Origin of the sequence: Roseovarius marisflavi (genome assembly GCF_900142625.1) — a bacterium.
Classification (GTDB): Bacteria; Pseudomonadota; Alphaproteobacteria; order Rhodobacterales; family Rhodobacteraceae; genus Roseovarius; species Roseovarius marisflavi.
In genome coordinates this window covers 194864-219646 of the sequence record NZ_FRBN01000003.1, presented here as the reverse complement: position 1 = coordinate 219646, position 24783 = coordinate 194864, and the positions used below count along the sequence as shown (strand labels likewise).

Below are 24783 nucleotides of genomic sequence, written 5' to 3'. Positions count from 1 at the left end.
TTCTAGCCGAGGGCGCGCGCCGCGATCACCCCGGCACAGGCCGACACCCCGGTCAGAACCGCGCCCCATGTGACATCGACCAGCACCATCTGCCAGTGCCAGTCGCGCAGGGTGGCGTAATTGGTGAACTCATAGGTGCCATAGGCCATCGCGCCCAGGGCCGCCCCGGCCAAAAGCGCGGTCAGCGGCGCGCCCTCGCGCAGGGCGGGAAACGACACGAACCACAACACCCCCGCCACATAGGCCAGATAGAACAGCGCGGCGGGCACAAGGCGCAGCTCGGTCGCGAGCATATCGCCGATATGCCCCTCAAACAGCGGGCGCATCACGGTCTTGAGCATGATGGCATCAAGCCCAAGAAAGACGAGCGCGGTGACAAGGTAAAGGATCAGGGTTTGCATGGGTCCGGCCTGTTTGGGGGTTTAGACGGGGTACGCAGGGGGCCGGGGATTGGATGGGTTTTAGGGTGAGCGGCGTCCCGGAAATCGTCCGTGGGACGATTTCAGCCGCGAACGGGCGGAGCCCCGGGGGGCAAGAGGCGGCGCCGGACGGGATATGTGTAGGGTGGGTGCAATCCACGCGATGTACGTTTAAAAGCACCACGCCGCTATGATGGCTTGTCAACACACAAGCGAGCAAAATACTCAGCAAGAATTCTTGATCGAACGTCCAAGAAATCGGCGTACTCCATTGACGAATAATCGACACTATCGCTTGGGGGCATCATGTTGCATGCCAGAATTGCGTCAGCACTGTCACCATGCCGTCGGATGGATCTGGGAAGATATGAGTTGGGATCTTCATCCGAAAGTGCATTGTTCTCCCCTGCCGCTAACATACAGATGTTTGCGAAGGAATTTATCTTATCCCTGTATTCCAGTCTTTTCAGATGAGCTTGAGGAAATATATGATGGAATTGCTTGTTGTTGTAAGAAGAAAGAGCAGCACTAAGGTCAATATGCTGACCATTCGTAATGTTGCGTGGATTTAACTTGGCCAATGCTATGACATAGGCCTTAGAAATCGCGGCTCGGAAATGAAAATCCGTCGCCTTGATAACTGGAGCGTTCGGGATCACCCCAAATCTCTCTATAAGAATCTCACCATCCAAAGCCCAAGCCCGAAACTCCCTTATCTCGTTCGAAACAAAAGTTTCTGAAGCCCCTCTAAAATATTGTGCAAAGCTTGTTCGCCAGAACCACTGGCGCACCCGCCGGTTCTCATCACTGGACAACGCTTCTCGATCTTTAAAAAGACTTGTTAAGCAAATAAGATGTGCCTCGTAGGGCAGAAATGCCATTGCTTGAATACCAAACTCCCTAGAAAGGTAATCTACCGCACGCCGAAGCGCTACCTTTACACTCTCCGTCGCTTCTTCAATTCTAGACTTCTCAATTTTTCGCATCCCAAGAATGTCATCCTTCTTGATGCTACCTAATAGAGTTGCCGCGATGCACTTTAGAATTGTTTCGTTGGTAATCCCAGAAAATCCTTTCGGAGCAATAGCTTCAGAAATTTCTTCTGCTTGATCTGCAAGGTCGAACTCCGTTGTCCAAGTTGCTGCCGCAATCAGATCAAAGGTACTCAATTTTGTCCCGGAGCTATTGATTCGCTCGAATATTGGGCAAACTTCTTCGACCGTTAAATCGCGCAACTCCACAACTGGAACTCGGTAGCCAGTCAAAGCTGAAATGAGTGCATCTAACCTTGCCTGTAGAGGTTCCTTATCAGATTCACTCTGAATTTCGGTTCTGAAGTTTAGTAATTCGGTAGTTTTGTAAGTTAGCCGCAATGGAAACAGGTGTTTTGCTGATGTTTTCGTGGTGCCGACCAAAAACGTTTGTCGCCTTAGGTCATAAAATGGATTGAAGCCTGATCCATTTAGAGCTGCTCCCAGCGATGCATACATGACTGTAAGCCGTTGTTGTCCGTCAAGAACATATTTGGTTGGCGTCATTTCGTCAGTTTCAGGCAGTTTAAACTGACCAATATTCCGCTCTGCTTTGAGTTTCTCTGACGTACGCCATAGCAAAAGACTTCCGACTGGATATCCTCGTGCGATACTATCGATAAGTTCAAGCGCTTGCTGAGGCTGCCACACGAATGGACGTTGAAATTTTGGAACCTTAATTTCACCGCGGTCGATGTCAGTTATAATATCTTTTATTTCGAGTGCGTCGGTATTTAGCCGTCCTCTGATATGTTCAACAAGTTCACTCACCCAATCACCCCCTCAAACTCCCGCCATTCCCCCTTGCTCATGCCGGAGGTTTCCTGCGTCACGGCCTCACCCTTCAACATCCGGCGGACACAATCAAGGGCGGTGGCGGACAAATTAGCGCCACCCATGCGGTAATCCTCGAAGGCCTTATAGGCATAGGGCACCCAGTCGGCGGTGATCTTGCAGATGGCGTCGGCGTAGACGCGGATTTCGTATTGGGCGTGGGCGTCGGCGCGCAGGCGCAGGAAGTGCAACAGGTTGTGCAGATCGACCTTCCAGTACCATTGCGTATAGATATTCGCCGGAAGGTTCATGCGGGCCAATTCGCGGGCAAGGCCCTGTTGGCCCTCGTCCGAAATCATCTCTTCGTAGTGGTCATAGCAGCGCATCGCGTCATCGGTCAGGTACTTCAGCACGCGCTGCGCCTCTTCCCCCGACAACGCCTCGCCCCGGCCCTGATTGTTGATCACCGATTGCGCGTTCAACGCATCGGGCGCCGGAATATAGAACTCGCGATCGAGGATCGAATAGCGGGCGGAATACTCGTTCACATTGGCGGTGCGATGGCGGATCCACTGGCGCGCGACAAAAACCGGCAGTTTGACGTGCAGCTTGATCTCGCACATCTCGAAGGGGGTCGAGTGCCAGTGCCTCATGAGATAGCGAATGAGGCCCTCGTCATTCTGCACCGATTTGGTGCCCTTGCCGTAAGAGACACGCGCCGCCTGGGTGATGGCATTGTCGTCGCCCATGTAATCAATCACCCGCACGAAGCCATGATCAAGCACCGGATGGGCGGTATAAAGGTGCTTTTCCATCCCCGGCGCGGTGGCGCGCAGGGTGGACTGAGACGTGGCGCGTTGGGCATCAATTTCTGCCTGCTGGTCTTTGCTAAGGGGCATGCTGTGGCCTTCCATCACTAGAATGAGTCGGAGACCACTATATCTTGCGGATGCCCCCTGTGGGAAGCCAATATCGGGTATATGTGTGACGGCCACAGTCGTATATTTTCCGCAACCATGGATCGCATCAAAGATTGACTTTGGCGCCGAAACCTCCGAGTTTCATGAAAAAGAACAACAAACGATCACATTGAGGGCAGTCTCATCATGAAACATCTCGTGGCAAGCCTTGCGGCTGCTGCCCTCTTGGGCGGCTGTGGCAGCGGATCAAATCCGTTTGAGGGGCAATCAGGTACGGATACGGGCACGGGTACGGGTACAGTAACCGATCCCGACGCGCCAGTAACCACGACCACCCCGGTGACCGTGAGCGCGGTGCTTGCTGGAAACGTTCAGTCCATATCTTTCGATCCCGGGACACAAACATTATCCATCGACGGATTGAATCTGGATGAAGTGCCTGTAACGGCGACATACAGGCGACGTCCGGGTCTGGATCAACCCGGATATCTGGCGTTCACTGCACAAGACGACCCGCTTGATCGCCATTTCACCGCTTTTGCGGCACAATCTAATAATAGTGGCTCTGTTCGCGCTGGCGTTGTCGGAAGCTCTGGCCCACGCAACCGCTTTTTTGCAGGTACTTTCTTCGAAAGAGATGGAGATTATACTCCGCCTGATGTCACCTCAACAACCGGCCTGGTAAGCTATGCGGGGTCCTATGTCGGCGTGACCAACCGTGGCTCCACGACTGGCTCCGATCTTTTGCCGGTCCCGGCAGGGACTCCGGACGAATTGCTGGTTTCACAAATTTCGCGAACGGTGACCGGCCAGGTCTTTCTCAATGCGGACTTTGCCGACAACAGCGTAGAGGGCAACATTTTCGGGCGATCCATAGCCGAGAGCGGACAAGAATTGCCGTCCCTGGTGCTGGTGGCCAGCGAGATTGCCGCCAACGGAACGTTCAATGGAACAGTCGAGTACGATCTCAGAGATCCCAGATCGGCGGCTGACGTCCCGACACCGAACGGCTCATATGGCGGAGTATTTGGTGGGCCCGGCGCCGACGGTGTCGCGGGAGCCATCAACCTCACCGATTTCGATGGGGTAGGTGACCCGCTCGGCTTTGAAAATGAACTGGAAACAGGGATTTTCGTTCTTGATCAATGCGGTCAGGCTGTTTCTTCGCCAATCTGCGCAAGCGTCAATCCGACAATTGGTACACCGTAACGCCCGCATTCTCCTTGGGGCCTGCCTTGCACTTTTCTCGGGCGTGGTCGCCTCTGCCGAGACCGTGCAAATCGGCCTCGCAGAGGCCGATGCCCTCGCGGGTCAGGCTTTGGTCGAGAACCGGCCCAAACTGGCCTATGACCTGAGCAAAGGTCTCCTTGTGGCCGACTCCAAAAACCCGCGTGCGCATTACTTCCAGGCGCTGGCCCTTGCCCAGGTAAAGGCATACGGCGCCGCAGAGAAAAAGGCGGCCAAAGCCTATTGGCATGCCGAAAACGACGGTCAGCGCTATCAGGCAGCCAATCTCGCGGCGCAGGTCTCCTTTGCCGATCAGCGCCTCACCGGATCGCAGTTCTGGCTGCGGCGTGCGGTGGATCATGCGCCAAATGACGTTGCGCGCGCCGAAACAATCAGTGCTTTTCAGCGGGTGCGGGCGCGTAATCCGCTAAGGTTTGATTTCCGCCTTTCGGTCACCCCCTCGGATAATGTGAACAACGGCTCCAGCAGCCCGCTGAACGTGATCGACGGTGTGCCGGTGGTCGGAACCCTCAGCCCGAGTGCGCAGGCGCTTTCGGGGGTGATCACCACGGCGCAATTCCGCAGCTCTTATCGGGTGGCGGCTAGTACGGGGCGCGAAACGCGGCTCAAGGCACGGTTAAATGCCCGTCGCATTGACATATCCGATCCGGTGGCGGGCCTGAGCGGCAGCGATCTGTCTTCTACCACCGTCGAATTCGGCCTAAGCCAATACCAGCGCGGGTCAAGCGAGGCGGTGACGTGGAAATTCGATCTGGATGGTGGCCGTGTCTGGTATGGCGGGGACCCTCTCTATGATTTTGCCAGGCTTGGTGTCGAACGTCATCAGCGGTTGGCCGACCGGGTCATGCTCAGTTTTGGTGCCAATGCCGAAGAACAGCAGGATGAGGCAAACCGCGGCGCCGACGCCACCCTCCTGGGCGGGTTTGCGGCCATCGGCCTGGGGTTTTCAGATGGCGGACGGCTTGGTCTGCGCGTTCAGTACCGCGATACCGACAGCGCCGGGGTCAACCGCGCCTCGCACCAATGGACCGGAATTGCGAGCTATCAGATGGGTCGCGCCATCGGGCCAGCCATGATGGAGCTTTCCCTCGGGGCCAGCACGCTCGACTTCAGCCAGTACCGTGTCGGATTCATCAACGTCCCCGGCGGGCGCAAGGACGAGTCGGTCTTTGGCGGCGTCACTGCCACGTTCAAGGACATCGGGTATATGGGCTTTGTGCCGACGGTTTCGGTCACATCGGAAAAAAGCAGCTCGAATATCAGCCGGTTCGACGTGGCGGAAACCTCGGTCACTTTGGGTATCCGCTCGGAGTTTTGAGGCCTACAGGAGCGGCGATTGGCGGTTTGCCCTCGACATGCGCGCAAGCACCACTATCCTTCGATCCAAACGGAAATGATCGGAGGAAGATGATGCGCGTGAGATATCTGCACACGATGGTTCGGGTCAAAGACCTTGAGGCCTCGGTCGCGTTCTATAGCCTGCTTGGCCTGAAAGAGACCCGCCGCTGGGACAATGAGGGCGGGCGATTTACCCTCCTGTTCATGGCCCCCGAGGGCCAAGAGGAATGCCCGATTGAGTTGACATATAACTGGGATGGCGACGACGCGCTGCCCGATGACAGCCGCACCTTTGGCCATCTGGCCTATTCGGTCGGCAATATCTACGAGATGTGCCAGCATTTGCGCGACAATGGCGTGGTGATCAACCGCCCGCCGCGCGACGGGCGCATGGCCTTTGTGCGCAGCCCCGACAATATCTCGGTGGAATTGCTGCAAGAGGGCGCGGCGCTTGCCCCGGCAGAGCCCTGGGCCAGCATGGAAAATATCGGCCATTGGTAAGGCTCGCGGCCCTTTTTCTGGCGCTGATGGCGGCGGGACCGGCACTCGCCACCTGCCGTCTGGCGCTGGTTCTGGCGCTGGATGTGTCCTCGTCGGTGGATACCGGCGAATATGATCTGCAACGGGTCGGGCTTGCCGCCGCGCTTGATGCGCCCGACGTGCGCCATGCAATCCTGCAGGGCGCCCCCGGCGATGTCGCGCTCAGCGTCTATGAATGGAGCGGCAACTATCAGCAAAAAGTGCATCTCGACTGGACCGTGCTGCGCAGTCACGCCGATATCACCGATGCGGTTGGCATTCTGACCGCCATGACCCGCAGCACCAGCGACTATCCCACCGCGCTTGGTGCGGGGCTGGGATACGGCGCACAGGTGATGGCACGCGCGCCGAAATGTAACCGCCGGGTGATCGACATCTCCGGCGACGGCATCAACAACCAAGGCTTTGGCCCCGATCTTGCCTATCGCCATTTTCCGCTGGATGGCATCACGGTCAACGGGCTTGTAATTGTCGGCCATGATCCAGAAGTTCTAAGCTACTACCAGCGTCACGTGGTGCGCGGCCCCCGCGCCTTTGCCGAGGTCGCGCAGGGCTTTGAAGATTTCCAATCCGCCATGACGCGCAAGCTTTACCGCGAGATCAACGATATCGTTCTGGGCGCATTGGCCCCTGCCCCGTCTGCCCTGCCTCAGTAAATATAGCGGATCTGATCGGTCCAGTATCTCTCGACCCGCCGCAGCGAAGTGGCAATCTGATCAAGCCCGTCAGGACCAAGCACCCCGCGCCCCTCAAGCCCTTCGGCGTGGCGTTCAAACAGTCCAGAGACCACATCGCGGATATTGCGGCCCTTTTCCGTCAGGCGTACCCGAACTGAGCGGCGATCCACCTCGCAGCGCTGATGATGCATATAGCCCATCTCGACCAGCTTCTTGAGGTTATAGCTGACATTGCTGCCCTGGTAATATCCGCGCGTCTTAAGCTCGCCGGCGGTCACCTCATTGTCGCCGATATTGAACAACAACAGCGCCTGAACCGCGTTGATCTCAAGAACGCCAACACGTTCGAACTCGTCCTTGATCACATCAAGCAACAAGCGATGCAGGCGCTCGACCAATGACAGCGCGTCGAGGTAATCGGCGATAAAGGCCTTGTGGTCGGTTGGGGCGTTCAGGGGGCTGTGAAAACTCATATCCATCTCCGTGCGATACTGCTCGGATTGGAAACTGACCTAAAATGCCCAACAATCGGTTAAACCACGACAATAGCTGCTAAAATGCGATCTACTTTCCACAACAGGCGATCTCGGCGATATCCCCGACCAGCCCGGCAAAGGGCGCGGGCGGGGGCATCTGCCCGGTGACCCACTGATACAAATCCTGGTCGTTCTCGTCTAAAAGTGCTTCAAATTCATCAAGTTGGCCACCATCCATCGCCGCAAGCCGAACCTCGGCATAGCGGGTCAGGATAATGTCCATTTCCTTGATGCCACGCCGCATGGATCGCATGCGAAGCCGCTTGAGGCGATGCTCGGGGAGTTCACTCACCCGCTTCTTCCCGCAGTTTCGAGCGCAGGTTTTTCTCAAGACGCCCGAGGCGATCGGTCGAAAGACTAAGCTGGGCGCGAATATCGCGAATCTCGGTCAGCATTTCGTTGATATCGGGCGAAAGATCGCCGGCAGAGGGCCCATCGGGGCCTTCGCCCTCGCCCGACAGCAGCCACAGCAGCGAGACATTCAACAGCCCCGCCATCATCGAAAGCTTGTTGGCGCGCGGCTCTGACAGGTCGTCTTCCCAGCCCTTGAGGGTCTTGAGCTTGACACCAAGGCGCTTGGCCATCTCGGCCTGGGTCATGCCCGCACGCTCGCGCGCGCCCGCAACACGGTCGCCAAATGTCGTTGCGTCAGGGTCGAACCAGCCGTCGTTCGTCTCAGTCGTCATGATGTTCCTTTCCAGTGATCGTGCTTGATCAACCTTTTGGTGCAACCTATGACATCTTACGAGTGAATTCAAACCGGAGAACGCCATGTCCATCCTTTCCGCGACACTTTCTCGCGTCAAACCTTCGCCGACGATTGCCGTGACCACCAAGGCGCAGGAATTGAAGGCCGCCGGGCGCGATGTGATCGGCCTTGGCGCCGGCGAGCCGGATTTTGACACCCCCGACCACATCAAGGCGGCCGGCATCCGCGCGATCGAGGCGGGCAAGACCAAATACACCGCCGTCGATGGCATCCCCGAGCTTAAGGCGGCGATCTGTGCCAAGTTCAAGCGCGATAACGGGCTCGATTATGTGCCCGCGCAGGTCAGCGTCGGAACGGGGGGCAAACAGATTCTCTATAACGCGCTGATGGCGACGCTGAACCCCGGCGACGAGGTGGTGATCCCCGCCCCCTATTGGGTCAGCTATCCCGATATGGTGCTGCTTGCGGGCGGCGAGCCGGTGATTGCGCCTGCAGGCATCGAAAGCGGCTTCAAGCTCAGCCCCGAGACGCTTGAGGAGGCGATCACGCCGAAAACCAAGTGGTTCATCTTCAACTCTCCCAGCAACCCCACCGGGGCCGGCTATACCTGGGATGAACTCAAGGCGCTGACCGACGTTCTGATGCGCCATCCCCATGTCTGGGTGATGACCGATGATATGTATGAGCACCTCTCTTATGACGGGTTTGAATTCTGCACCCCGGCCCAGGTCGAACCGGCGCTTTATGACCGCACGCTCACCTGCAATGGCGTTTCCAAGGCCTATGCGATGACCGGCTGGCGGATCGGCTATGCGGCGGGCCCGCAAGACCTGATCGGTGCGATGCGCAAGATCCAGTCGCAAAGCACCTCGAACCCCTGCACCATCAGCCAATGGGCGGCGGTCGAGGCGCTGAACGGCAGCCATGATTTCATCGCCGCCAACAACGCCATGTTCAAACGCCGCCGCGATCTTGTGGTCAGCATGCTGAGCGAGATCGACGGCATCGAATGCCCCACCCCGAATGGCGCCTTTTATGTCTACCCCTCCATCGCCGGGCTGATCGGCAAGACCAGCAAGGCCGGCACGCTGATCGACAATGACGAGGCCTTTGCCACCGCCCTTCTGGAAGAAACCGGCGTCGCCGTGGTCTTTGGCGCCGCCTTTGGGCTTTCGCCGAACTTTCGCGTCAGCTACGCTACCTCTGACGAGGCGCTCAAAGAGGCCTGCACGCGCATTCAGATCTTCTGCGCAGAACTACGGTAAGGGGTATCCATGGCGGGCGATCTGCCAGACTATTATTTCAGGGTCCGTGAAAACGGCGCTTTCGTGTTCCGGGTTGATACCGAGAACCGGCAGCGCCGTATCGACATGGAACAGATCGCCGTCATCAACATCCGCAAATCGGAAATCAAACCGCATGGCGACCGTGCCCTCACGGACGAAGACGTCGCCGCCATCAGCGAGTGGATGGCCGAGCGCCTCAAGCTGATCGAACACCGCGATATCGACGATATCCTGCGGGCGGTGGATTATCTCAACACCACCACCCATTGGGCACAATCGCGCGCCACCGAGGATCAGCTCGAAGAGGTCACCGATTCCCTTCTGCTGGCGATGCATGATCTGCGCACGGTGCTGGTGCGCAAAAAGGCCGATCGCCTGCTCAAAGACGGCTGATCACGACTTCTTCTTGGCTCAAATACTCAACTGCTCCGCGCACCCACCCCGCGCGCCGACCAGCCCCAGAAGCGCACCAGCATGAACACCCCCGCCAGCGCCAGCCCCGCCGCGAGGCCCAGCCAGATACCGGGGCCACCAAAGCCAAAGACGAACCCCAGCACATAGCTGACCGGCACGCCGACCGCCCAATAGCTGAGCGCGGCAATCACCATCGGCACGCGCGTGTCCTGCACCCCGCGCAACAAGCCAAGCGCCGAAACCTGCGCCGCATCGACCAGCTGAAACAGTGCCGCCGCCGCCAAAAGCTGTCGCCCGGCCGCCATCACCGCCGCGCGGTCGGGGTCATCGGGGTCAAGAAACACCCCGATCAAAAGGTCAGGCACCACCAGGAACATCACCATCGTCGTCACCGCCACCGCCCCGGCCATGCCAAGCACCACCTTTGCGCTGTCGCGCAACGCCACGCCGTCACCGCGCCCATAGGCTTGCCCCGCGCGCACCGTGGCCACGTTGGACAGGCCGATATGCACCATGAACACCACCGAGGTCACCTGAAGCGCGATGCCATGCGCCGCCAGCGACAGCGTCCCGAGCCAGCCCATCATCACCGAGGCCGCCGCGAAAAGCCCGACCTCGGCCAGACTGGTAAGGCCAATCGGCCAGCCAAGGCGAAACACCGCGCCAAGCGCCTCCCAATCGGGACGCCAGAAGCGTTGGAACATGGCGTGCTCGGGCGCGCTTGCGGCGACATACAGGGCGAGCGCCAGCAGAGCGGCGGTGTTGACCAGAAGAGAGGCGATCGCTGCACCGCGCACGCCCAGTTCGGGAAAGCCGAGGTTGCCGAAGATCAGCAGGTAATTGATTCCCACGTTCACCACCACCGCCGCCAGCGTGACCCAGAGCACCACGCCAGTGCGTTCCAGCGCCGCCAGATAGGATTTGAGCACCATCACCAAAAGCGCCGGCACGATCCCCCAACCGGCAATCTCAAGATACTGTCCGGCCAGTTCCGCCACGTCCGGGTCCTGCCCCAAAAGGGCAAAGACCGCCTCGGACCAGATCATCACCGGCAAGGCCAGCATGCCATAAAACAGCGAGGCCCAGAGCCCCATGCGCGTGACCCGGCGCACCTGTGTCTCCTCGCCCGAGGCCTCAGCCGAGGCGACCATCGGCATCACCGCCCAGGCAAAGCCCGAGCCCATGATGAAGAGCACGAAAAACAGCGTTCCGCCCAGCACTTCGGCGGCCAGGGCCTCGACCGAGTACCAGCCAAGCATGACAGCGTCGCTCAGGTTGATGGCAAACTGCGCCACATGGCTGCCGATCAGGGGCAGGCCAAGCAATAGCGTCGCGCGCGCGTGCTGGCGATATGTAAGGCGGTGTTGCATGGGCATGGCGTTAGACGTGGCGCGCCTTTTGCGCAAGTCTCGTCACAGCGTGCCAAGCATCAGATGCATCGAGACTGCCGCAATAAGCACGCCCGCCGCGATCTCCAAAAGCGGAAGTGCGCGCGCCATGCCGCCCTGTGTGGCCAGCCGCGCAAGTGCGCCCTCGCGCAGGGTCACAGAGGCGAAGGCCACGACCAGCGTCACGCTCGCCGTGCCAAGCCCCATGGCAAAGGCCCCAAGGATGCCCGCCATATCAAGCCCCATGCGCCAGGTGAGCACCAGCAGGAACAGCGCCCCGGTACAAGGGCGGATGGCCACCGCGCCAATCAAGGCGGCGGCGTCACGCCAGCCGCTGACGGCCTCCGCCTCGGCAAGGCTTGGCCCGTGTTTATGCCCGCAACTTTGGCAGGCAGTGTGATCGTGCCCGTGATTGCCACTCGTCTGGGGGGCGCTCTGCGCGCGTGCGCGCCACCAGCGGCGCAGTCCCCGGATCGCCAGCCAGAGCCCGATAAGCCCGATCGCGCCAAAGCTCGCAGGGGCCATGATATCCTCGGCCAATCCGGTCATACGCTGTCGGGTCAAATCGAAGACCAGCACGCCGGCATAAACCAGACCCACCGCCGCCCCCGCTTGGGCAAGGCTAGAGACAAGCGCCAGCACCCCAAGGCGCAGCGCGCTGACACGTGCGGCGACGCCGTAGCCGCCAATCAGGATCTTGCCATGCCCCGGCCCCGCCGCATGAAAAAAGCCATAGGCGAAACACAGCCCCAATAGCCCCGCGAGCGCCCCCGGCTCGCCCGCGCGCAGGCTGCGCAACAGCCGCGCCATGGCGTTTTGGGTCTCGACCTGTCCGGCGCGCGCCCAGGCGCTGATCTCGCCTGCTCCGCCAAGCCCCCAGAGCCAGATCACCAGCCCCAAAAGCGCAAGCGCCGCAAGGCTCAGGACGGGGCGGTGCATGTCACGGTCAGGCTGTCGGAATAAAGGTTGCCCACATCCACACCGGCGAATTCCTCCTCGGCCGTCATGCCTGACAGCATCTGGCGGAATTTCTCCTGGCTTTCGTCCAGATCGGGCTTGGTGATCTTATGCGCACAGCCCCCCGGCAGGGTGATCGGCCCGGCAAGGCTATAGGCGACGTAATAGGTCGGATCATACGCCTCGACGCGCAGGGGCTCGCCCGAGAGTGGGCCAAAGCTTCGGGTGTGGGTGGCAATGATCCGGCCATCGCGCAGCGTGGCGCCGGTTGGAACCGGATGATCCAGCGCGATCTTGGTCTCGCCCTGATACATGAAAAGATCGCCCTCAAACCCCTCGGGCCATTCCACAAGATCAAAGCCCTTGAGCGTTGCAAGCTCTGCCGCGCTCAGAACGCTATCGCCATCCGGATCAAGGCCCATATCGCTCAGGATCAGCAGGGAAAAGAAATCGTCATAGCTCCAGGTGACCTCGACCTCTGCCAGACGGCCCTCGCCGTCCGCCGTAAAGCGCAGCGCCACATCGACAAAGATATGCGGATGCGCCCCCGGTTGCGTCACAGGCAGGCAAAGCGAGGCCGCAAGGGCATAAGGCATAAGTGTTTTCATGGCGTTAGCATTAGCCGCGCCGCCTGCGCGCCGCAAGCCGGTGACGCGCGCAGGCAGAGGGCATCGGCGAAGATCAGCGCGCCTTGCGATCCGCCGCCGGATGCGAGGTCTTACCAAGAATCTGATCGGCCCCGTGCAACACGTGCTGCGCGGTCGAGATGATCTGCGGATCGGGGGCATGGGCGATCTCAAGGTCTTTGCCCGGATAATCCAGCGAGTTGAGGAAATGCAGCATGCAGTTCAGCCGCGCGCGTTTCTTGTCGTTGGATTTGACCACAGTCCAGGGCGCATCGGCGGTGTCGGTGTAAAAGAACATTGCTTCTTTTGCGTCGGTATAATCCTGCCATTTGCCAAGGCTTTGCTTGTCAATCGGGCTTAGCTTCCACTGCTTGAGCGGATCGGTGGCACGGCTGTCAAAGCGGCGCTTCTGCTCGTCTTGGGTGACCGAGAACCAATATTTGTAAAGCCGGATGCCAGAGCGCACCAACATGCGTTCAAGTTCGGGGGTCTGGCGCATGAATTCGAGGTATTCATGCGGCTCGCAAAACCCCATGACGCGCTCAACACCCGCGCGATTGTACCACGAGCGGTCATAAAGCACGATCTCGCCCGAGGTCGGCAGATGTTCGATATAACGCTGGAAAAACCACTGGCCACGTTCGGTATCGGTGGGTTTGTTCAGGGCCACCACCCGCGCCGCGCGCGGATTGAGGTGCTCGGTAAAGCGCTTGATGGTGCCGCCCTTGCCCGCCGCATCGCGCCCCTCGAACAGCAGGACAAACTTCTGCCCGGTTTCCTGCGCCCAGATCTGAACCTTGAGCAGTTCCGCCTGAAGCTTGGCTTTCATCGCCTCGTATTCGGATCGCCCCATCTTGGTATCGTACGGGTATTCGCCATTCTCAAAGGACTGGCGCAACGTGGTCACCTGATCAAGTTGATCGGGTGTTTCGACTTCAGACAGCGCCGCATCGGCAACGGGTTTCACACTCATTCCGCGTCTCCTTTAAGATTGCTCGCATAATCATAATAGCAAGACGGCCTCCGGTCTTTGATCAGCATCAAGCAGGCGGCGTCCCTGCGCCTGCCTTGTCTGGAGGCCATTGAACGAAACAACCGTCGGGCTGAGAGATCAAGAGGGAGCAGGCTCACCCCGATTTGGGACGCGGGGACCAGAAATCATACCGAAGAGAAGGAGCTGCCCGAATCAAACCCCGCTAGGAAACTGCCCGGCGATTCCGATTTCTCAGACTTTCGTCTGCATATTTTGGCGAAGACGAGCCATATGATACAAAGAGGGAATTGATATTCCCTTGCCTTTCAAATCGATAGGGCGACGACGTGGAATCGGGTCAGGTGACGCAAAGAACGATCAGCTTTCTGGCGAGGCTCACATTTTGTGTGGCCTTGCTTGTGGTGCTTGGTGAGCGCGACAGCGGAGGGCTGTTTGCGCCCTCGCTGGCCTATGCCAAAGGCGGCGATGGCGGAGGCGGTGACGGTGGTGGCGACGGTGGCGGTGATGGTGATGGTGACGGCGGTGATGGTGACGGCGGCGGTGACAGTGACGGTGGAAACAGCGGCTCTGGCAGCGAGAATAGCGGCAGTGGTGACGGCGGCGGTGGCCACAATGGAAAGAGCGGCGGCGGTCGTGGCGGTCGCGACACCGGTTCGGGGTATTCCGGGGGCGGGCGCTCGCAGCACAGCTTAAAAGACTTGGCGGAGGAAGGTCTTAGCATCCTTCACAAAAATGGCTGGGTGGAGGGTATCTTTTCCGGCCAGTTCATTATCCGCGATTCACGCGACAGAAAAGTGATCGAACGTCCGGCGAAACCCGAGGATATTGACAGGTTAAATCGCCGCCAGGACAGGTAGATCAAACCCCAGCAACACTCGCTCAGCCCTCCGGAAAACCGGATCATGGCGCGGTTCAGGTTAGTCGCGGCCCCATTTATCGGTCGCGATAAGGGCTGCTTCGACCCGGTTGCGGGCGTGCAGCTTTTCCATGATCGAGGTCATGTAATGCTTGACGGTTTTCTCTTGCAACTTAAGCGCATCAGCCACTTCCTTGTTGCTCTGGCCTTTGGCGACAAGGCGCAGGATATCCTCTTCGCGTTTAGTCAGATCGTCAATCGGATCGGCGGGGGCCTTGGATGTCTTTTGCGTCAAAAGGGTCAATACCCGCCCCGCCAAAGTGGGAGAGATATGCGCATTTCCCATGGCAATGCTGCGAAGCGCAGCGCGCAGGTCGTCGGCCGAAACCCCCTTCAGGACATAGCCCAGGGCACCGGCCTGCAAGGCGGATGACACATCCGAGTCATTTTCAGACACCGTCAGCATCGAAATCTTGGGCGGGTTGTGCATCGCGGAAATCTGTTGCACCGCCGTAAGGCCACTTCCGGGCATGGACACATCAAGCACCACCAGATCGGGGGCATGCTGTTTGACAAGCTCCACCGCCTCCGGCGCGCTTTCACCGGCCGCCAAAACCTTGAATTCGCCGGTTTCCTCAAGGCTTCGGACAAGCCCGTCGCGAAAGATCGGATGATCGTCCGCCAGTACAACCGTGATAACCATGTCCTTATCCTTTTTGCAGTGGCAGCGAGAGGATGAGCGTCGCGCCCAGATTAAGAGTGCTGCGAATATCAATCGCCCCACCGATACTTTCGGCGCGGTCTATCAACCCCATTAGCCCCTGACCGCCATCCTCGCGCAAAACCAGTGCGGTTTCAGGGTCAAAGCCGGGGCCGTTATCCGCCACGGCGACGATCAGGTGATCGGCTGTGACGTGACTGCTGACTTCGACGATCGCGTTTGCGGCGTGTTTCTGGGTGTTTGCCAGACATTCCTGCACAAACCGGAAAACGCAGAGTTTTGAGGTGTATCCAAGGTTTGGCAGCGGGCCGGTCCCGACCGGCAGGGCGACATTCTGATCGTTGTGCCGGTTGTGGTCGTCGATTGCGCGGGCAATGATCGAATGGATATCGAGATTGTCGAGGTCCGGCACCGCGAGCCCGCGTGACAAGGATCGCATCTCGTTCAGGGCTGTGTTCAGGGCGTGCCTGATATCTTCGGCGTCCTTGGTGCCGCGCCTGGATTTGGGCAAAACCGAATCCAGCCGCAAGGCCGCCAGAGCCACATATTGCGCCGCACCGTCATGCAATTCTGATCCCAATTGGCGTAGGGCGCGGTCGGCCTGCGCCGTGGCGCGGCCCGAGGCTTCGACCACGCGCTGTTTCAGGTTTGCGTTCTGGGCGGCCATTTTCTGACTTTGGTCAAGCTGGGCCACCAGCAGTTCTTTTTGATGCTCGATGGTGCTGCCACCGGCCCGAACGATGCCGTAAAGCAAAGCTCCGCTAACAAAGAACGACAGGCCGACCACCAGCCAACTGGACAATAGGGCATGTCGCAAGGCCTGCTTCAGGCCATCGGCGCGCTCATAAAACTCAGCGACCCCGATGATGTTGCCGGTCCATGGTTCGGTGATCGGGCTGTAAACCTCAAGCAACGGAAACCCGAGCGCGGCCTCACGCCGACTTTCTGCATCGTCGAGATCACCAAAAGCCGCCGATATCTCGCCCGACCAGGCCCTGATCAGCTCTTCAGACGGTTCAAAAACCTGGCCAATCAGGCCTTCATCCGACGCATAAGCAACGAGGCCGCCCTTTTTCCAGATTTTGACCGAGACAACGCGGGCCCCGACGGCGGTACCGCCGAAGATTTCGGACAACGCGCGTTGGGCAATTTCAGACAGTTCCTCTTCCTCAACCAATTCCTGGCTGACCGGTGAAATAAAGCTGTCCATATAAAGTGCGACGGTCGAGGCCCAATTCTGCACCACCGCATCCTCGATCCGCTTGGACACCCAATTGCCAACGAAAAGCATCGCCACAAGCATGACGACGCCCCCCGCGAGCAAGAACTTTCTCGGTAGAGACAGTCGGGACCAAAGCAGATCAAACACAGGCATTCGCACTTTCAATTTTCGATCTCAGGATACACCTTAGCCCCAGAGGTTGAATAGACGAAAGTCTGAGCGATAGCCCGCCCCTTCAAGCCACCATCTGTTCGGACGTGACCGCCATCACCGGCGCGTCCCAGATTTTCAGCTTACGTATGGTTGGCATGAAGTGGTTGAACCGCGTCACCTCAGAGAGTGCTGCCATTCCGATACAGTATTTGGAACAACGCTTGATCGGATAGTGGTGCTGCGCGCGCAGGCAACGATCGGCATGACCGCGCCCGTTTCGGGATTTGGTTTCGATGATGAAAATCCCGCGCGGCGCATAAAGCTGGCTTGTGCCGTTCGAGAACGTCAGATCAGTATCAATGGTCAGACGCTCGCCCCGGTCCTTTGAAACCAGTGTCAGGCGTTGATACCGGATATCCAGAACCGGGCGCACCTTATAGGTAAAGTTTTTGCCATAATGGGTCCGATAGCCGTTTTTGACAAATTGCAGCGCCTCTGCATTAAGCGCCTCAAACCCGTCATAGTCATATTCCAGCCGGTGCTTGATCGTGGTGCCGCGCTTTTCTTTCATCTTGAGTTCGACATAGCAAAGCCCGGCGTCCAGATACCGGCGTGAGCGCACCTTAAAGCCTTTGCGCTTGCCCTGGTGATGCTCGTAATAGGCGTTGCGCGCGTCATCATCGAAATACCGGGTGGCATAGTTAAAGGCGCGCCGGTCACCGATTTCAAGCACATCAAAGCCTTCTGCGAGCGAGGCGACCAGAGCCCCAAGGTCAACGGCCTGCACGATGTACTTGTTGTCAATCCGGGTCAGCATCGCCGCGCCGTCATTGAGCGAGGCCAGATCACAGGCCTCAAATTCGGATGAAAACCAGGTCAGATCGGAGATATCAGACATTATTTCTTCTCCCTTTCGACGTTGTAGAAAATATTGAGCCGGGCCAGATCGTTGACATAGTTCAACTCGGTTATCTGAAAGTTAAGAACATTGACCCCGAGGCGTTTGGACAACTCCCGGGTCAGGGTTTCGGGGTCCGACAGGATATGCGCCTCGATGCTATCCAGAGTGATGCGCGCCGAATGCGATGACTGAAGCATCTTGGGGTGGTCAATGACCCATGCACTGAGCAGAACGAACAGGCTGATCAGCATGACAAACACCAGACTTGTGCCGGTGACCGAACAGATCACCGCAATGGCAATGCTGCCAAAGAAATACGAAATCTCGATCTTGCCGATCTGCTCTGAGCGCAGGCTGAACAGGGCGAGAATGGCAAACAGGCCAAATCCGGCGGCAAGGCTGAATTGCACGGTCGAAAGGATGGTCAGCACCGAAAAGGCGAACACGTTGAACATCGAGGCCGCAGCGGCAAGTTCCTTGTCGCGGTAACGGCGATAGTACATGCCAAAGACCAGAATGATCATCGCCAGCGTGTTGATCACAAACCTGGCGGCGGTTTCCAAAATCGGATCGTTGAAATCAAACATTTGCGGACCTTTCCAAGGCGTTTTGTTTTGTTGCTCTACCGACCGTCTGCCCGGCGATTGCTGATTGAATAATTGGAAACTGGACGCAGAGCATCGGACAAAGGTCTGGTCAGGTTTCGGCCCATTGTCTTATCAACGTGAATTTTTTCAGATCGCTCGGCCTCGGGCCGCACAATATCTCTCATCGCCAGACCTTGGACCGATGAATGAAATCTCTTTGAAAGGCAGGCTTTCACCCGCGCGCTTGCCCCCACAGAGGCTGTGCCCGGCGACATTACCGATAAGCTATCCTATGGCGCCTCGGCCGAGCTTTCGGCGCAGTGATCGGAAAACCTGAACCGCGCCGACGATGAGGATGAGGGTGAGGACGAAGTCGAGCTTCAGGCGGATCTTGGCCTGCTCTATAAACGCGGCAAAACCTTTCGCTCTTATCTTGAATTCAACCTGGCCACCGAACGGCTGGGCGGGTCGGTGATCGGCAGCACCGACAACGACATTGATTACCGGGCCGAATTTGCCCATGTGAGCGGCCCCGAAAAGAACCGCGCCGTGCGCCGCTATGGCTTTGATCCGGGGCTTACCAAAACCTTCAAACAGGCCCGGTTAAACCCGCGCCTCACCGCTGGCATCGCATTTGGCTCTGGCGACAATGGCGCGGGCATCGATACCGCATTTCGCCAAACCGACATTCAGGGCAATTCGGGCCGCTTTGGCAGCAAGACAAGCCTGAAATACTACGGCGAGGTTTTGACCCGGAGCTGAGCAATCTGATCATTCTGACATTCGGGGCGTGCATTGATTTCTGATCCTCGCAACCAGACAGCACCCGATCCGCCCCCTCTCGCCATCCTTCCTGCGGTGGGCCTGTTCTCAGGCGGATGAGCCGCGCCGCTGGCTTTCACAGAGCGACCATCAGGACGCCGAATTGCAAAGCCGCAGGATCTCCGAAATCTCCAGACAGATCGCGTCGATGGTCGGCTTGAATTCGGCCAGGCTTTTGGTGCGCAGGCGCAGGATCGTCAGGTCAAGCTCGGCCCTGGGAAACCCAAGATCGGTGATCTGCACCAAATTCCCGGCGCGCAGATCGTCGGTGGTCGCGGTCATCGGAAGCCAGCCAACGCCAAGACCGCACCTGATGCTTTGCTGGATCGTCTGGGTCAGACCGGACACCAGTTTCATCGACACCCGGAACGGAAGCGCCGGCAAAAGCGCCGATCGCGTCAGATCGCCCATGAAGACCTCTGACGGATAGGTGATCAGCGGCAGCGGATCGTCGCGGGCAATCTTCTCCTTGAGAGCCGCAATATATCCGGGCGCGCAGACAGGGATAAAACCGTCGCGCCCGACGGTGGTGCGCTGCACCAGATCACGCGGAGGGTCGAGGCGTCGCGCTTCGGTTTCATAAAACAGGGCGGCAACAACCTCTTCCGTCATCAACATCTGGAAACAGGATTCAAGATTGGCCGAGCGCAAACGAATGTCATGCATCGCCATCACATCATCCAGCGCCGCAAGCGCGCGCGGCAGGATATTGGCGGAAATGGAATGCAGCGCGGCAAGTCTGAGCGGCTCGAACGGCTGTACCGCAAAGGCATCGGCAAGGCGGTTCATCGCCACAAGCCCGGTCTCAAGCTCAAGCTTCTGCGACTTGAGAAACGCCGTTGGCCCCGAAGGTCGGCGCGTGCGATCCACAAGCTCGGCGCCCAGAAGATGCTCGAGCGCCTGAAGCCGCCGCGAATACCCCGACTGCGACGCGTTTCGGGTCTGCGCCGCAAGCGAGATGCTTCCGGTGCGGATCAGGGCAAGAAGGTCGAGAATCGCGTTTTTATCCATGACATCTCGTTTGCATGCAGTATTCGCATATTAGATTGCGATATTAGCGCTTTTAAAGTGAGAGTCTTGCATTAATTTCGGGCACAGGCACACGAATCCAACCGGGCTACGGGCCGAAATTCTCGCGCCGCGCTGACAGTATTTGCTTAATCCGGCGCCTTCGGTCTTAATGGTGAAAAATCAAAAAAGGGAGATACCAACCATGAACCTTCGACTAAAGATGCTTGCCGCTGCGGCGGTCACCGCCGTCGGCTTTGCCGCACCGGCCTTTGCGGATGCCGGCGACAGCCCGACCCTTCAGCGCATTCAGGAACGCGGCGTGGTCAGCATCGGCCACCGCGAAACCTCGATCCCGTTTTCCTATATCGGCGAGAACAACGAGGCGGTCGGCTATTCCATCGACCTCTGCCTCAAGATCGTCGAGGCGATCGAAGAGCAACTTGGCGGTGACAAGCTTGAGGTGCGCTATGTTCCGGTCACCGGCCAGACCCGCATCCCGCTGATCGCCAATGGAACGATTGACATGGAATGCGGATCGACCACCAACAATTTGACCCGCCAGTTGCAGGTCGAATATCTGCCCACCACCTTCATCACCGGCACCAAGATTGCCTCCAAAGTCAGCTCGGGCATCACCGAACTGGAAGACATGGAAGGCAAGATCATCGGTCTGGCCGCAGGCACGACCAACGAAAAGGCGATCAAGGCCGCGATCGAGTCCAAAGGTCTTGATATCAAGATCGTCCCGGTCAAGGACCACAGCCAGGGCTGGCTGGCGCTCGAAACCGACCGGATTGATGCCTATGGCTCGGATGACGTGCTGCTTTATGGTCTGATCTCGAAGGCGTCCGATCCGTCGGCCTATCATGTCACCGGCCGCTATCTTTCGTTTGATCCCTATGCGCTTATGGTTCAGCGCAACGATTCAACCTTTGAACGTCTGGGTCGCGTGACCATGGCCGGGCTTATGCGCTCGGGCGAGATGGCAGAAATCTATGCCAAATGGTTCGAACCGGGCCCGACCAAGATCAACATGCCGCTCTCCGATACCCTGCGCACCGCCTTTGAAATTCAGGCCCTGCCCGAATAAGCGCGCGTCAACACGCAACAAGATGGGGCGGATCACAGGCCGCCCCATCCACAATAAAGACCGGGGGATCGCATGAATTATAATTGGGACTGGGGCATTCTGTTCCGCGACCCCTATCTTGGCTGGATCATCCAGGGGCTTGGCTGGACGCTTGCGATCTCTCTTCTGGCCTGGATCATCGCCTTTTCGCTTGGCTCGGCCCTCGGGGTGTTTCGCACCGCAAGCAGCCCGGTCCTGCGCGCCTTTGCCACCACCTATGTCGAGATTTTCCGCAATATCCCGCTGCTGGTGCAGCTTTTCCTGTGGTATTTCGTCTTCCCCGAACTGTTGCCGGATGACTGGTCGCGTTGGGTCAAGCGCGACATGCCGTTTCCGGCGCTGACCACCGCCGTTGTGGCCATCGGGCTTTATACCGCCTCGCGGGTCTGCGAACAGGTCCGTTCCGGCATCGAGGCCGTCGGCCCCGGCCAGCGTCAGGCCGGGCGCGCCATCGGCATGAGCGAAGTGCAGGTCTATCGCTATATCCTGCTGCCCAATGCCTACCGCATCATCATCCCGCCGCTGACCAGCGAATTCCTGACGATCTTCAAGCAATCCTCTCTGGCGCTGACCATCGGTGTGGTCGAACTGACCGCGATGACCCGCCAGATCGAGGAATACACCTTTCAGGGCTTCGAGGCCTTTACCGCCGCCACCATCGTCTATTCGCTGGTGACCTTCACCGTGATGGCGGTGATGCGTCAGGTGGATCGGCGCACCGCCCTGCCGGGTACATTCTCGAAAGGGGCCGCGTGATGTTCGATCTCGACTTCTCTGTCATTCCCGCCAATTCATCGCTCTTGTGGGAAGGCATGAAAATGACCTTCCTGCTGACCGGGCTTGCGATTGTCGGCGGCATCGTTCTGGGCACCTTCCTGGCCTTGCTGCGCATCGCCAAAGTGCCGGTTCTGGCCCAGATCGCGGCCGCCTATGTCAACTTTTTCCGCTCGCTTCCGCTTATCCTCGTGATCTTCTGGCTGTTCTTTCTGGTGCCGCTGATCCTCGGGCGCCCGGTCGGGGCGTTTTCCTCCGTGCTGGTGGCCTTCATCATGTTCGAGGCCGCCTATTACTCTGAAATCATCCGCGCCGGCATCAATTCGGTGCGCCCCGGTCAGATGGCCGCGGCGCGCGCCATTGGCCTGACCTATGGGCAAAGCATGCGCTATATCGTGCTGCCGCAGGCGTTTCGCGCGATGACGCCGATCCTGCTGACGCAGGCGATCATCCTGTTTCAGGACACCTCGCTTGTCTACGTCGTCGGCCTGCGCGACTTTCTTGTCAGCGCCGAAATCGTCGCCAACCGCGATCAGAAACTGGTCGAGATGTTCCTGTTCGTCGCGGTGGTCTACTTCGCCTTCTGTTTCACCGCCTCCATGGGCGTCCGCTTCCTGCAAAAAAGGCTCGCAACATGATTGAGATGAAATCCGTCAACAAGTGGTACGGAAAGAACTTTCAGGTTCTCAAGGACTGTAGCCTGAGCGTCGCCAAGGGCGAGGTGATCGTGGTCTGCGGGCCGTCCGGGTCCGGCAAGAGCACGCTGATCAAGACGGTGAACGGGCTGGAGCCGATCAACAGCGGCGAGATCACCGTGGCGGGCACAAGCATCACCGCAAAATCGACCAACCTTGACAGGATGCGCTCGAAAATCGGGATGGTGTTCCAGAACTTCGAGCTGTTTCCGCACATGAATGTGACCGACAACATCAAGCTTGGTCAGACCAAGGTTCTGGGCCGCAGCCCCGCCGAGGCCGAGACCAAGGCGCTTGCCCTGCTGGATCGGGTCGGGCTTGCCGAACAGGCCCATAAATACCCCTCGCAACTTTCCGGGGGCCAGCAACAGCGGGTGGCGATTGCCCGTGGCCTCGCGATGGAGCCGATGGCGATGCTGTTTGACGAGCCGACTTCGGCGCTTGATCCCGAGATGATCAACGAGGTGCTTGATGTGATGGTCGGGCTGGCAAAAGACGGCATGACGATGATGGTCGTGACCCATGAAATGGGCTTTGCGCGCAAGGTCGCCGACCGGGTGGTGTTCATGGACCACGGCGAGATCGTCGAAGATGCCACCTCGCAGGATTTCTTTGGCTCGCCGCGCAGCGAACGGGCGCAAGAGTTCCTCTCGAAAATCCTCAACCACTGAGCAATCGCGCGCGGGCAATCCGTGGTGTGTCTTCACACGGCTGGATTGCCCGCGATCTTCGCCTGTCAGGCTGATCTGCTTGCGGGCGTCAGGATTTGACGATCAGATGCTCGGGACCATAGGCAAACCCGGTGATATTGGTGTTGCCCGTGTTATTGTCGTCGGTGATGACAAGTATGTCATGCTCGCGATACCCGCCCGCCCCCGGAAGGTGGTTCGGGACGGTGATCATCGGTTCCATTGAAACGACCATGCCCGGCTCCAGCACCGTGTCGCAATCTTCGCGCAGCTCCAGCCCGGCCTCGCGGCCATAGTAGTGGCACAGCACCCCGAAGGAGTGACCATAGCCAAAACTGCGATATTGCAGAAGGTTCTCTGCGGCATACATCTCGTTAAGTTCTTTTGCGATGTCGCTGCACCTGGCGCCGGGAACCAGCAACTCTTTGCCGCGATCATGCACCGCACAGTTGATGTTCCACAGGCGGATATGCTCGTCGCTGGCCTCTTCCGAGAACAGCGTCCGCTCAAGCGCGACGTAATAGCCGGCAACCATCGGGAAACAGTTGAGAGACAGGATATCGCCCTTTTCAATCTTGCGGCTGGTCACCGGGTTATGCGCCCCATCGGTGTTGATGCCCGACTGGAACCATGTCCAGGTGTCCAGCAACTCGCCATCCGGCCAGACCCTGGCAATCTCGCGCACCATCGTGGCCGTTGAATGCAGCGCCACCTCATGCTCGGGAACCCCCACACCGATCGCCTCGACGCAGGCCGCGCCACCGATATCGGCAATCCGGGTCATCTTGGTGATATGGGCGATTTCCTCGGCCGATTTGATCATGCGCAACCGCATCGAGGCCGCGGCAATATCGACAAATTCCATATTCGGGAATTCCGATTTCAACAGGTTCAGCGTGTCGATGCTGATGTGGTCAAATTCGATCCCCAGCCGCTTGACGCCGCCGGTCAGCGTGCGGATAGCATGAAAATAGTTGTCCTTCTGCCAATCGGTGTAGGTCACGTTCTTGCCGCCCGACGTGCGGCGCCACGGCTGACCGCCATCAATGCCCGCGCTGATCGAGGTTGAAATCTCGTGATCCACCAAAAGCCCGTAACGGCGGCCGAAATAGCAATACAGAAAGTCAGAATAATAGTTGATGCAATGATAGCTGCTGAACAGGGCCGCATCAATTTTGGCCTCTGCCATATGGCCACGAATTGCGCCCAGGCGGCGATCCATCTCCGCTTGCGAAAAGGTTGGGGCCGCTTTTTCGCCATTGCCCACATAGTTTTGCAACCGTTCGCGTTCCATCGAATCCTCCTGAAAAAATCTGAAGCCACAATTGGCTCCCTTGCGCGCAAAATCACCCTCTGTACGGGTCTT

The 24783-nt window shown here is 58.5% G+C and carries 29 protein-coding genes; 12 read left to right on the top strand and 17 right to left on the bottom strand.

Translation table 11 applies throughout. The features are described 5' to 3' along the window. Positions 1 to 2: 2 nt before the first annotated feature. The 3 genes from BUB78_RS04910 to thyX form a co-directional block, all read right to left on the bottom strand. The gene (locus BUB78_RS04910; RefSeq protein WP_073195600.1) at positions 3 to 401 is read right to left on the bottom strand and encodes a DUF2177 family protein; all 399 of its coding nucleotides are present in this window, start codon (positions 399 to 401) and stop codon (positions 3 to 5) included. Positions 402 to 607: 206 nt separating this feature from the next. Then, the gene (locus tag BUB78_RS04905) at positions 608 to 2221 is read right to left on the bottom strand and encodes a DUF262 domain-containing protein (RefSeq protein ID WP_073195598.1); all 1614 of its coding nucleotides are present in this window, start codon (positions 2219 to 2221) and stop codon (positions 608 to 610) included. Continuing rightward, a complete protein-coding gene (gene thyX / locus BUB78_RS04900; protein WP_073195778.1) occupies positions 2218 to 3123 on the bottom strand; it encodes an FAD-dependent thymidylate synthase in 906 nt (301 codons plus the stop codon). Before thyX ends, BUB78_RS04905 begins: the two co-directional genes overlap by 4 nt. Positions 3124 to 3330: 207 nt before the next feature. Here thyX and BUB78_RS20245 point away from each other — a divergent pair, with 207 nt between their 5' ends. The 4 genes from BUB78_RS20245 to BUB78_RS04880 all read left to right on the top strand — a co-directional run bounded on the left by BUB78_RS20245 (position 3331) and on the right by BUB78_RS04880 (position 6926). After that, positions 3331 to 4353, top strand: coding sequence for a hypothetical protein (locus tag BUB78_RS20245; RefSeq protein ID WP_073195596.1), 1023 nt, complete (start codon positions 3331 to 3333; stop codon positions 4351 to 4353). Beyond that, positions 4340 to 5710 carry a hypothetical protein gene (locus tag BUB78_RS04890; protein ID WP_139279251.1) on the top strand — a complete coding sequence of 457 codons (1371 nt, stop codon included), beginning with the start codon at positions 4340 to 4342 and terminating at the stop codon, positions 5708 to 5710. Before BUB78_RS20245 ends, BUB78_RS04890 begins: the two co-directional genes overlap by 14 nt. A gap of 92 nt (positions 5711 to 5802) precedes the next feature. Continuing rightward, on the top strand, positions 5803 to 6231 hold the full coding sequence (locus BUB78_RS04885) for a VOC family protein (RefSeq protein ID WP_073195773.1): 429 nt from the start codon (positions 5803 to 5805) through the stop codon (positions 6229 to 6231). Beyond that, positions 6225 to 6926, top strand: coding sequence for a DUF1194 domain-containing protein (locus BUB78_RS04880; protein WP_245813357.1), 702 nt, complete (start codon positions 6225 to 6227; stop codon positions 6924 to 6926). The genes BUB78_RS04885 and BUB78_RS04880 overlap by 7 nt, the downstream gene beginning before the upstream one ends. Here BUB78_RS04880 and BUB78_RS04875 read toward each other — a convergent pair. From BUB78_RS04875 to BUB78_RS04865, 3 genes are all read right to left on the bottom strand, one after another. After that, entirely contained in the window at positions 6920 to 7420 is a 501-nt protein-coding gene (locus BUB78_RS04875) for a MarR family winged helix-turn-helix transcriptional regulator (protein WP_073195771.1), read from the bottom strand. The two genes, BUB78_RS04880 and BUB78_RS04875, sit on opposite strands and share 7 nt — an antisense overlap. Before the next feature lie 91 nt (positions 7421 to 7511). After that, positions 7512 to 7775 (bottom strand): FAD assembly factor SdhE, encoded by a 264-nt coding sequence (locus BUB78_RS04870; protein ID WP_073195592.1) that lies wholly within the window; start codon positions 7773 to 7775, stop codon positions 7512 to 7514. Further along, the gene (locus BUB78_RS04865) at positions 7768 to 8169 is read right to left on the bottom strand and encodes a helix-turn-helix domain-containing protein (protein ID WP_073195590.1); all 402 of its coding nucleotides are present in this window, start codon (positions 8167 to 8169) and stop codon (positions 7768 to 7770) included. The genes BUB78_RS04870 and BUB78_RS04865 overlap by 8 nt, the downstream gene beginning before the upstream one ends. Before the next feature lie 85 nt (positions 8170 to 8254). On the opposite strand from BUB78_RS04865, the gene BUB78_RS04860 reads away from it, so the two are divergent. Together BUB78_RS04860 and BUB78_RS04855 are read left to right on the top strand one after the other, a co-directional pair. Beyond that, a complete protein-coding gene (locus BUB78_RS04860; protein ID WP_073195588.1) occupies positions 8255 to 9457 on the top strand; it encodes a pyridoxal phosphate-dependent aminotransferase in 1203 nt (400 codons plus the stop codon). A 9-nt stretch (positions 9458 to 9466) separates the two neighbouring features. Beyond that, positions 9467 to 9871, top strand: a complete 405-nt coding sequence (locus tag BUB78_RS04855) for a hypothetical protein (RefSeq protein WP_073195586.1) — start codon at positions 9467 to 9469, stop codon at positions 9869 to 9871. 26 nt (positions 9872 to 9897) lie between these two features. Here BUB78_RS04855 and BUB78_RS04850 read toward each other — a convergent pair whose 3' ends face one another. From BUB78_RS04850 to ppk2, 4 genes are all read right to left on the bottom strand, one after another. Then, positions 9898 to 11262: an MATE family efflux transporter gene (locus BUB78_RS04850; RefSeq protein ID WP_073195584.1), complete on the bottom strand. Its 1365-nt coding sequence runs from the start codon at positions 11260 to 11262 to the stop codon at positions 9898 to 9900. Positions 11263 to 11304: 42 nt separating this feature from the next. Next, complete coding sequence (locus BUB78_RS04845) at positions 11305 to 12219, bottom strand: nickel/cobalt transporter (protein ID WP_073195582.1); 915 nt, start codon at positions 12217 to 12219, stop codon at positions 11305 to 11307. Next, positions 12201 to 12845 (bottom strand): DUF1007 family protein, encoded by a 645-nt coding sequence (locus BUB78_RS04840; protein WP_073195580.1) that lies wholly within the window; start codon positions 12843 to 12845, stop codon positions 12201 to 12203. Before BUB78_RS04840 ends, BUB78_RS04845 begins: the two co-directional genes overlap by 19 nt. Positions 12846 to 12918: 73 nt before the next feature. Further along, on the bottom strand, positions 12919 to 13836 hold the full coding sequence (gene ppk2 / locus BUB78_RS04835; RefSeq protein ID WP_084732767.1) for a polyphosphate kinase 2: 918 nt from the start codon (positions 13834 to 13836) through the stop codon (positions 12919 to 12921). Positions 13837 to 14198: 362 nt separating this feature from the next. On the opposite strand from ppk2, the gene BUB78_RS04830 reads away from it, so the two are divergent. After that, the gene (locus BUB78_RS04830; protein WP_220083985.1) at positions 14199 to 14714 is read left to right on the top strand and encodes a hypothetical protein; all 516 of its coding nucleotides are present in this window, start codon (positions 14199 to 14201) and stop codon (positions 14712 to 14714) included. Positions 14715 to 14774: 60 nt separating this feature from the next. Here the strand turns inward: BUB78_RS04830 and BUB78_RS04825 are convergent, their stop codons facing one another. The 5 genes from BUB78_RS04825 to BUB78_RS20625 all read right to left on the bottom strand — a co-directional run bounded on the left by BUB78_RS04825 (position 14775) and on the right by BUB78_RS20625 (position 18819). Then, entirely contained in the window at positions 14775 to 15416 is a 642-nt protein-coding gene (locus BUB78_RS04825) for a response regulator (protein WP_073195578.1), read from the bottom strand. Positions 15417 to 15420: 4 nt separating this feature from the next. Next, positions 15421 to 16737 (bottom strand): sensor histidine kinase, encoded by a 1317-nt coding sequence (locus BUB78_RS04820; RefSeq protein WP_170865022.1) that lies wholly within the window; start codon positions 16735 to 16737, stop codon positions 15421 to 15423. Positions 16738 to 16891: 154 nt separating this feature from the next. Further along, complete coding sequence (locus BUB78_RS04815; protein ID WP_073195574.1) at positions 16892 to 17707, bottom strand: polyphosphate polymerase domain-containing protein; 816 nt, start codon at positions 17705 to 17707, stop codon at positions 16892 to 16894. After that, the gene (locus tag BUB78_RS04810) at positions 17707 to 18297 is read right to left on the bottom strand and encodes a DUF4956 domain-containing protein (RefSeq protein ID WP_220083984.1); all 591 of its coding nucleotides are present in this window, start codon (positions 18295 to 18297) and stop codon (positions 17707 to 17709) included. The genes BUB78_RS04815 and BUB78_RS04810 overlap by 1 nt, the downstream gene beginning before the upstream one ends. Before the next feature lie 285 nt (positions 18298 to 18582). Next, positions 18583 to 18819 carry a hypothetical protein gene (locus BUB78_RS20625; RefSeq protein WP_084732765.1) on the bottom strand — a complete coding sequence of 79 codons (237 nt, stop codon included), beginning with the start codon at positions 18817 to 18819 and terminating at the stop codon, positions 18583 to 18585. On the opposite strand from BUB78_RS20625, the gene BUB78_RS20240 reads away from it, so the two are divergent. Next, positions 18769 to 19059: an alginate export family protein gene (locus BUB78_RS20240; RefSeq protein ID WP_073195572.1), complete on the top strand. Its 291-nt coding sequence runs from the start codon at positions 18769 to 18771 to the stop codon at positions 19057 to 19059. The genes BUB78_RS20625 and BUB78_RS20240 overlap by 51 nt on opposite strands. A 150-nt stretch (positions 19060 to 19209) precedes the next feature. Here BUB78_RS20240 and BUB78_RS04800 read toward each other — a convergent pair whose 3' ends face one another. Beyond that, positions 19210 to 20130 carry a LysR family transcriptional regulator gene (locus BUB78_RS04800; protein WP_073195570.1) on the bottom strand — a complete coding sequence of 307 codons (921 nt, stop codon included), beginning with the start codon at positions 20128 to 20130 and terminating at the stop codon, positions 19210 to 19212. Positions 20131 to 20332: 202 nt separating this feature from the next. Here BUB78_RS04800 and BUB78_RS04795 point away from each other — a divergent pair, with 202 nt between their 5' ends. From BUB78_RS04795 to BUB78_RS04780, 4 genes are all read left to right on the top strand, one after another. Beyond that, positions 20333 to 21220 carry an amino acid ABC transporter substrate-binding protein gene (locus BUB78_RS04795; protein ID WP_073195763.1) on the top strand — a complete coding sequence of 296 codons (888 nt, stop codon included), beginning with the start codon at positions 20333 to 20335 and terminating at the stop codon, positions 21218 to 21220. A 72-nt stretch (positions 21221 to 21292) separates the two neighbouring features. Further along, on the top strand, positions 21293 to 22015 hold the full coding sequence (locus tag BUB78_RS04790; RefSeq protein ID WP_073195568.1) for an amino acid ABC transporter permease: 723 nt from the start codon (positions 21293 to 21295) through the stop codon (positions 22013 to 22015). Beyond that, positions 22015 to 22671 carry an amino acid ABC transporter permease gene (locus BUB78_RS04785; protein ID WP_073195565.1) on the top strand — a complete coding sequence of 219 codons (657 nt, stop codon included), beginning with the start codon at positions 22015 to 22017 and terminating at the stop codon, positions 22669 to 22671. Before BUB78_RS04790 ends, BUB78_RS04785 begins: the two co-directional genes overlap by 1 nt. Beyond that, complete coding sequence (locus BUB78_RS04780) at positions 22668 to 23399, top strand: amino acid ABC transporter ATP-binding protein (protein ID WP_073195563.1); 732 nt, start codon at positions 22668 to 22670, stop codon at positions 23397 to 23399. Before BUB78_RS04785 ends, BUB78_RS04780 begins: the two co-directional genes overlap by 4 nt. Positions 23400 to 23487: 88 nt before the next feature. Here BUB78_RS04780 and BUB78_RS04775 read toward each other — a convergent pair whose 3' ends face one another. Beyond that, entirely contained in the window at positions 23488 to 24711 is a 1224-nt protein-coding gene (locus BUB78_RS04775) for an aminopeptidase P family protein (RefSeq protein ID WP_073195561.1), read from the bottom strand. Positions 24712 to 24783 lie beyond the last annotated feature (72 nt).

Bases quoted from the DNA above. Each gene is read 5' to 3' on its own strand.
- BUB78_RS04910 (WP_073195600.1), bottom strand. From the start codon at position 401: ATGCAAACCCTGATCCTTTACCTTGTCACCGCGCTCGTCTTTCTTGGG.
- thyX (WP_073195778.1), bottom strand. From the start codon at position 3,123: ATGCCCCTTAGCAAAGACCAGCAGGCAGAAATTGATGCCCAACGCGCC.
- BUB78_RS20245 (WP_073195596.1), top strand. From the start codon at position 3,331: ATGAAACATCTCGTGGCAAGCCTTGCGGCTGCTGCCCTCTTGGGCGGC.
- BUB78_RS04885 (WP_073195773.1), top strand. From the start codon at position 5,803: ATGCGCGTGAGATATCTGCACACGATGGTTCGGGTCAAAGACCTTGAG.
- BUB78_RS04875 (WP_073195771.1), bottom strand. From the start codon at position 7,420: ATGAGTTTTCACAGCCCCCTGAACGCCCCAACCGACCACAAGGCCTTT.
- BUB78_RS04865 (WP_073195590.1), bottom strand. From the start codon at position 8,169: ATGACGACTGAGACGAACGACGGCTGGTTCGACCCTGACGCAACGACA.
- BUB78_RS04860 (WP_073195588.1), top strand. From the start codon at position 8,255: ATGTCCATCCTTTCCGCGACACTTTCTCGCGTCAAACCTTCGCCGACG.
- BUB78_RS04855 (WP_073195586.1), top strand. From the start codon at position 9,467: ATGGCGGGCGATCTGCCAGACTATTATTTCAGGGTCCGTGAAAACGGC.
- BUB78_RS04850 (WP_073195584.1), bottom strand. From the start codon at position 11,262: ATGCAACACCGCCTTACATATCGCCAGCACGCGCGCGCGACGCTATTG.
- BUB78_RS04845 (WP_073195582.1), bottom strand. From the start codon at position 12,219: ATGCACCGCCCCGTCCTGAGCCTTGCGGCGCTTGCGCTTTTGGGGCTG.
- BUB78_RS04840 (WP_073195580.1), bottom strand. From the start codon at position 12,845: ATGAAAACACTTATGCCTTATGCCCTTGCGGCCTCGCTTTGCCTGCCT.
- ppk2 (WP_084732767.1), bottom strand. From the start codon at position 13,836: ATGAGTGTGAAACCCGTTGCCGATGCGGCGCTGTCTGAAGTCGAAACA.
- BUB78_RS04825 (WP_073195578.1), bottom strand. From the start codon at position 15,416: ATGGTTATCACGGTTGTACTGGCGGACGATCATCCGATCTTTCGCGAC.
- BUB78_RS04820 (WP_170865022.1), bottom strand. From the start codon at position 16,737: ATGCTTGTGGCGATGCTTTTCGTTGGCAATTGGGTGTCCAAGCGGATC.
- BUB78_RS04815 (WP_073195574.1), bottom strand. From the start codon at position 17,707: ATGTCTGATATCTCCGATCTGACCTGGTTTTCATCCGAATTTGAGGCC.
- BUB78_RS04810 (WP_220083984.1), bottom strand. From the start codon at position 18,297: ATGTTTGATTTCAACGATCCGATTTTGGAAACCGCCGCCAGGTTTGTG.
- BUB78_RS20625 (WP_084732765.1), bottom strand. From the start codon at position 18,819: ATGGGCAAATTCGGCCCGGTAATCAATGTCGTTGTCGGTGCTGCCGAT.
- BUB78_RS04800 (WP_073195570.1), bottom strand. From the start codon at position 20,130: ATGGATAAAAACGCGATTCTCGACCTTCTTGCCCTGATCCGCACCGGA.
- BUB78_RS04795 (WP_073195763.1), top strand. From the start codon at position 20,333: ATGAACCTTCGACTAAAGATGCTTGCCGCTGCGGCGGTCACCGCCGTC.
- BUB78_RS04790 (WP_073195568.1), top strand. From the start codon at position 21,293: ATGAATTATAATTGGGACTGGGGCATTCTGTTCCGCGACCCCTATCTT.
- BUB78_RS04785 (WP_073195565.1), top strand. From the start codon at position 22,015: ATGTTCGATCTCGACTTCTCTGTCATTCCCGCCAATTCATCGCTCTTG.
- BUB78_RS04780 (WP_073195563.1), top strand. From the start codon at position 22,668: ATGATTGAGATGAAATCCGTCAACAAGTGGTACGGAAAGAACTTTCAG.
- BUB78_RS04775 (WP_073195561.1), bottom strand. From the start codon at position 24,711: ATGGAACGCGAACGGTTGCAAAACTATGTGGGCAATGGCGAAAAAGCG.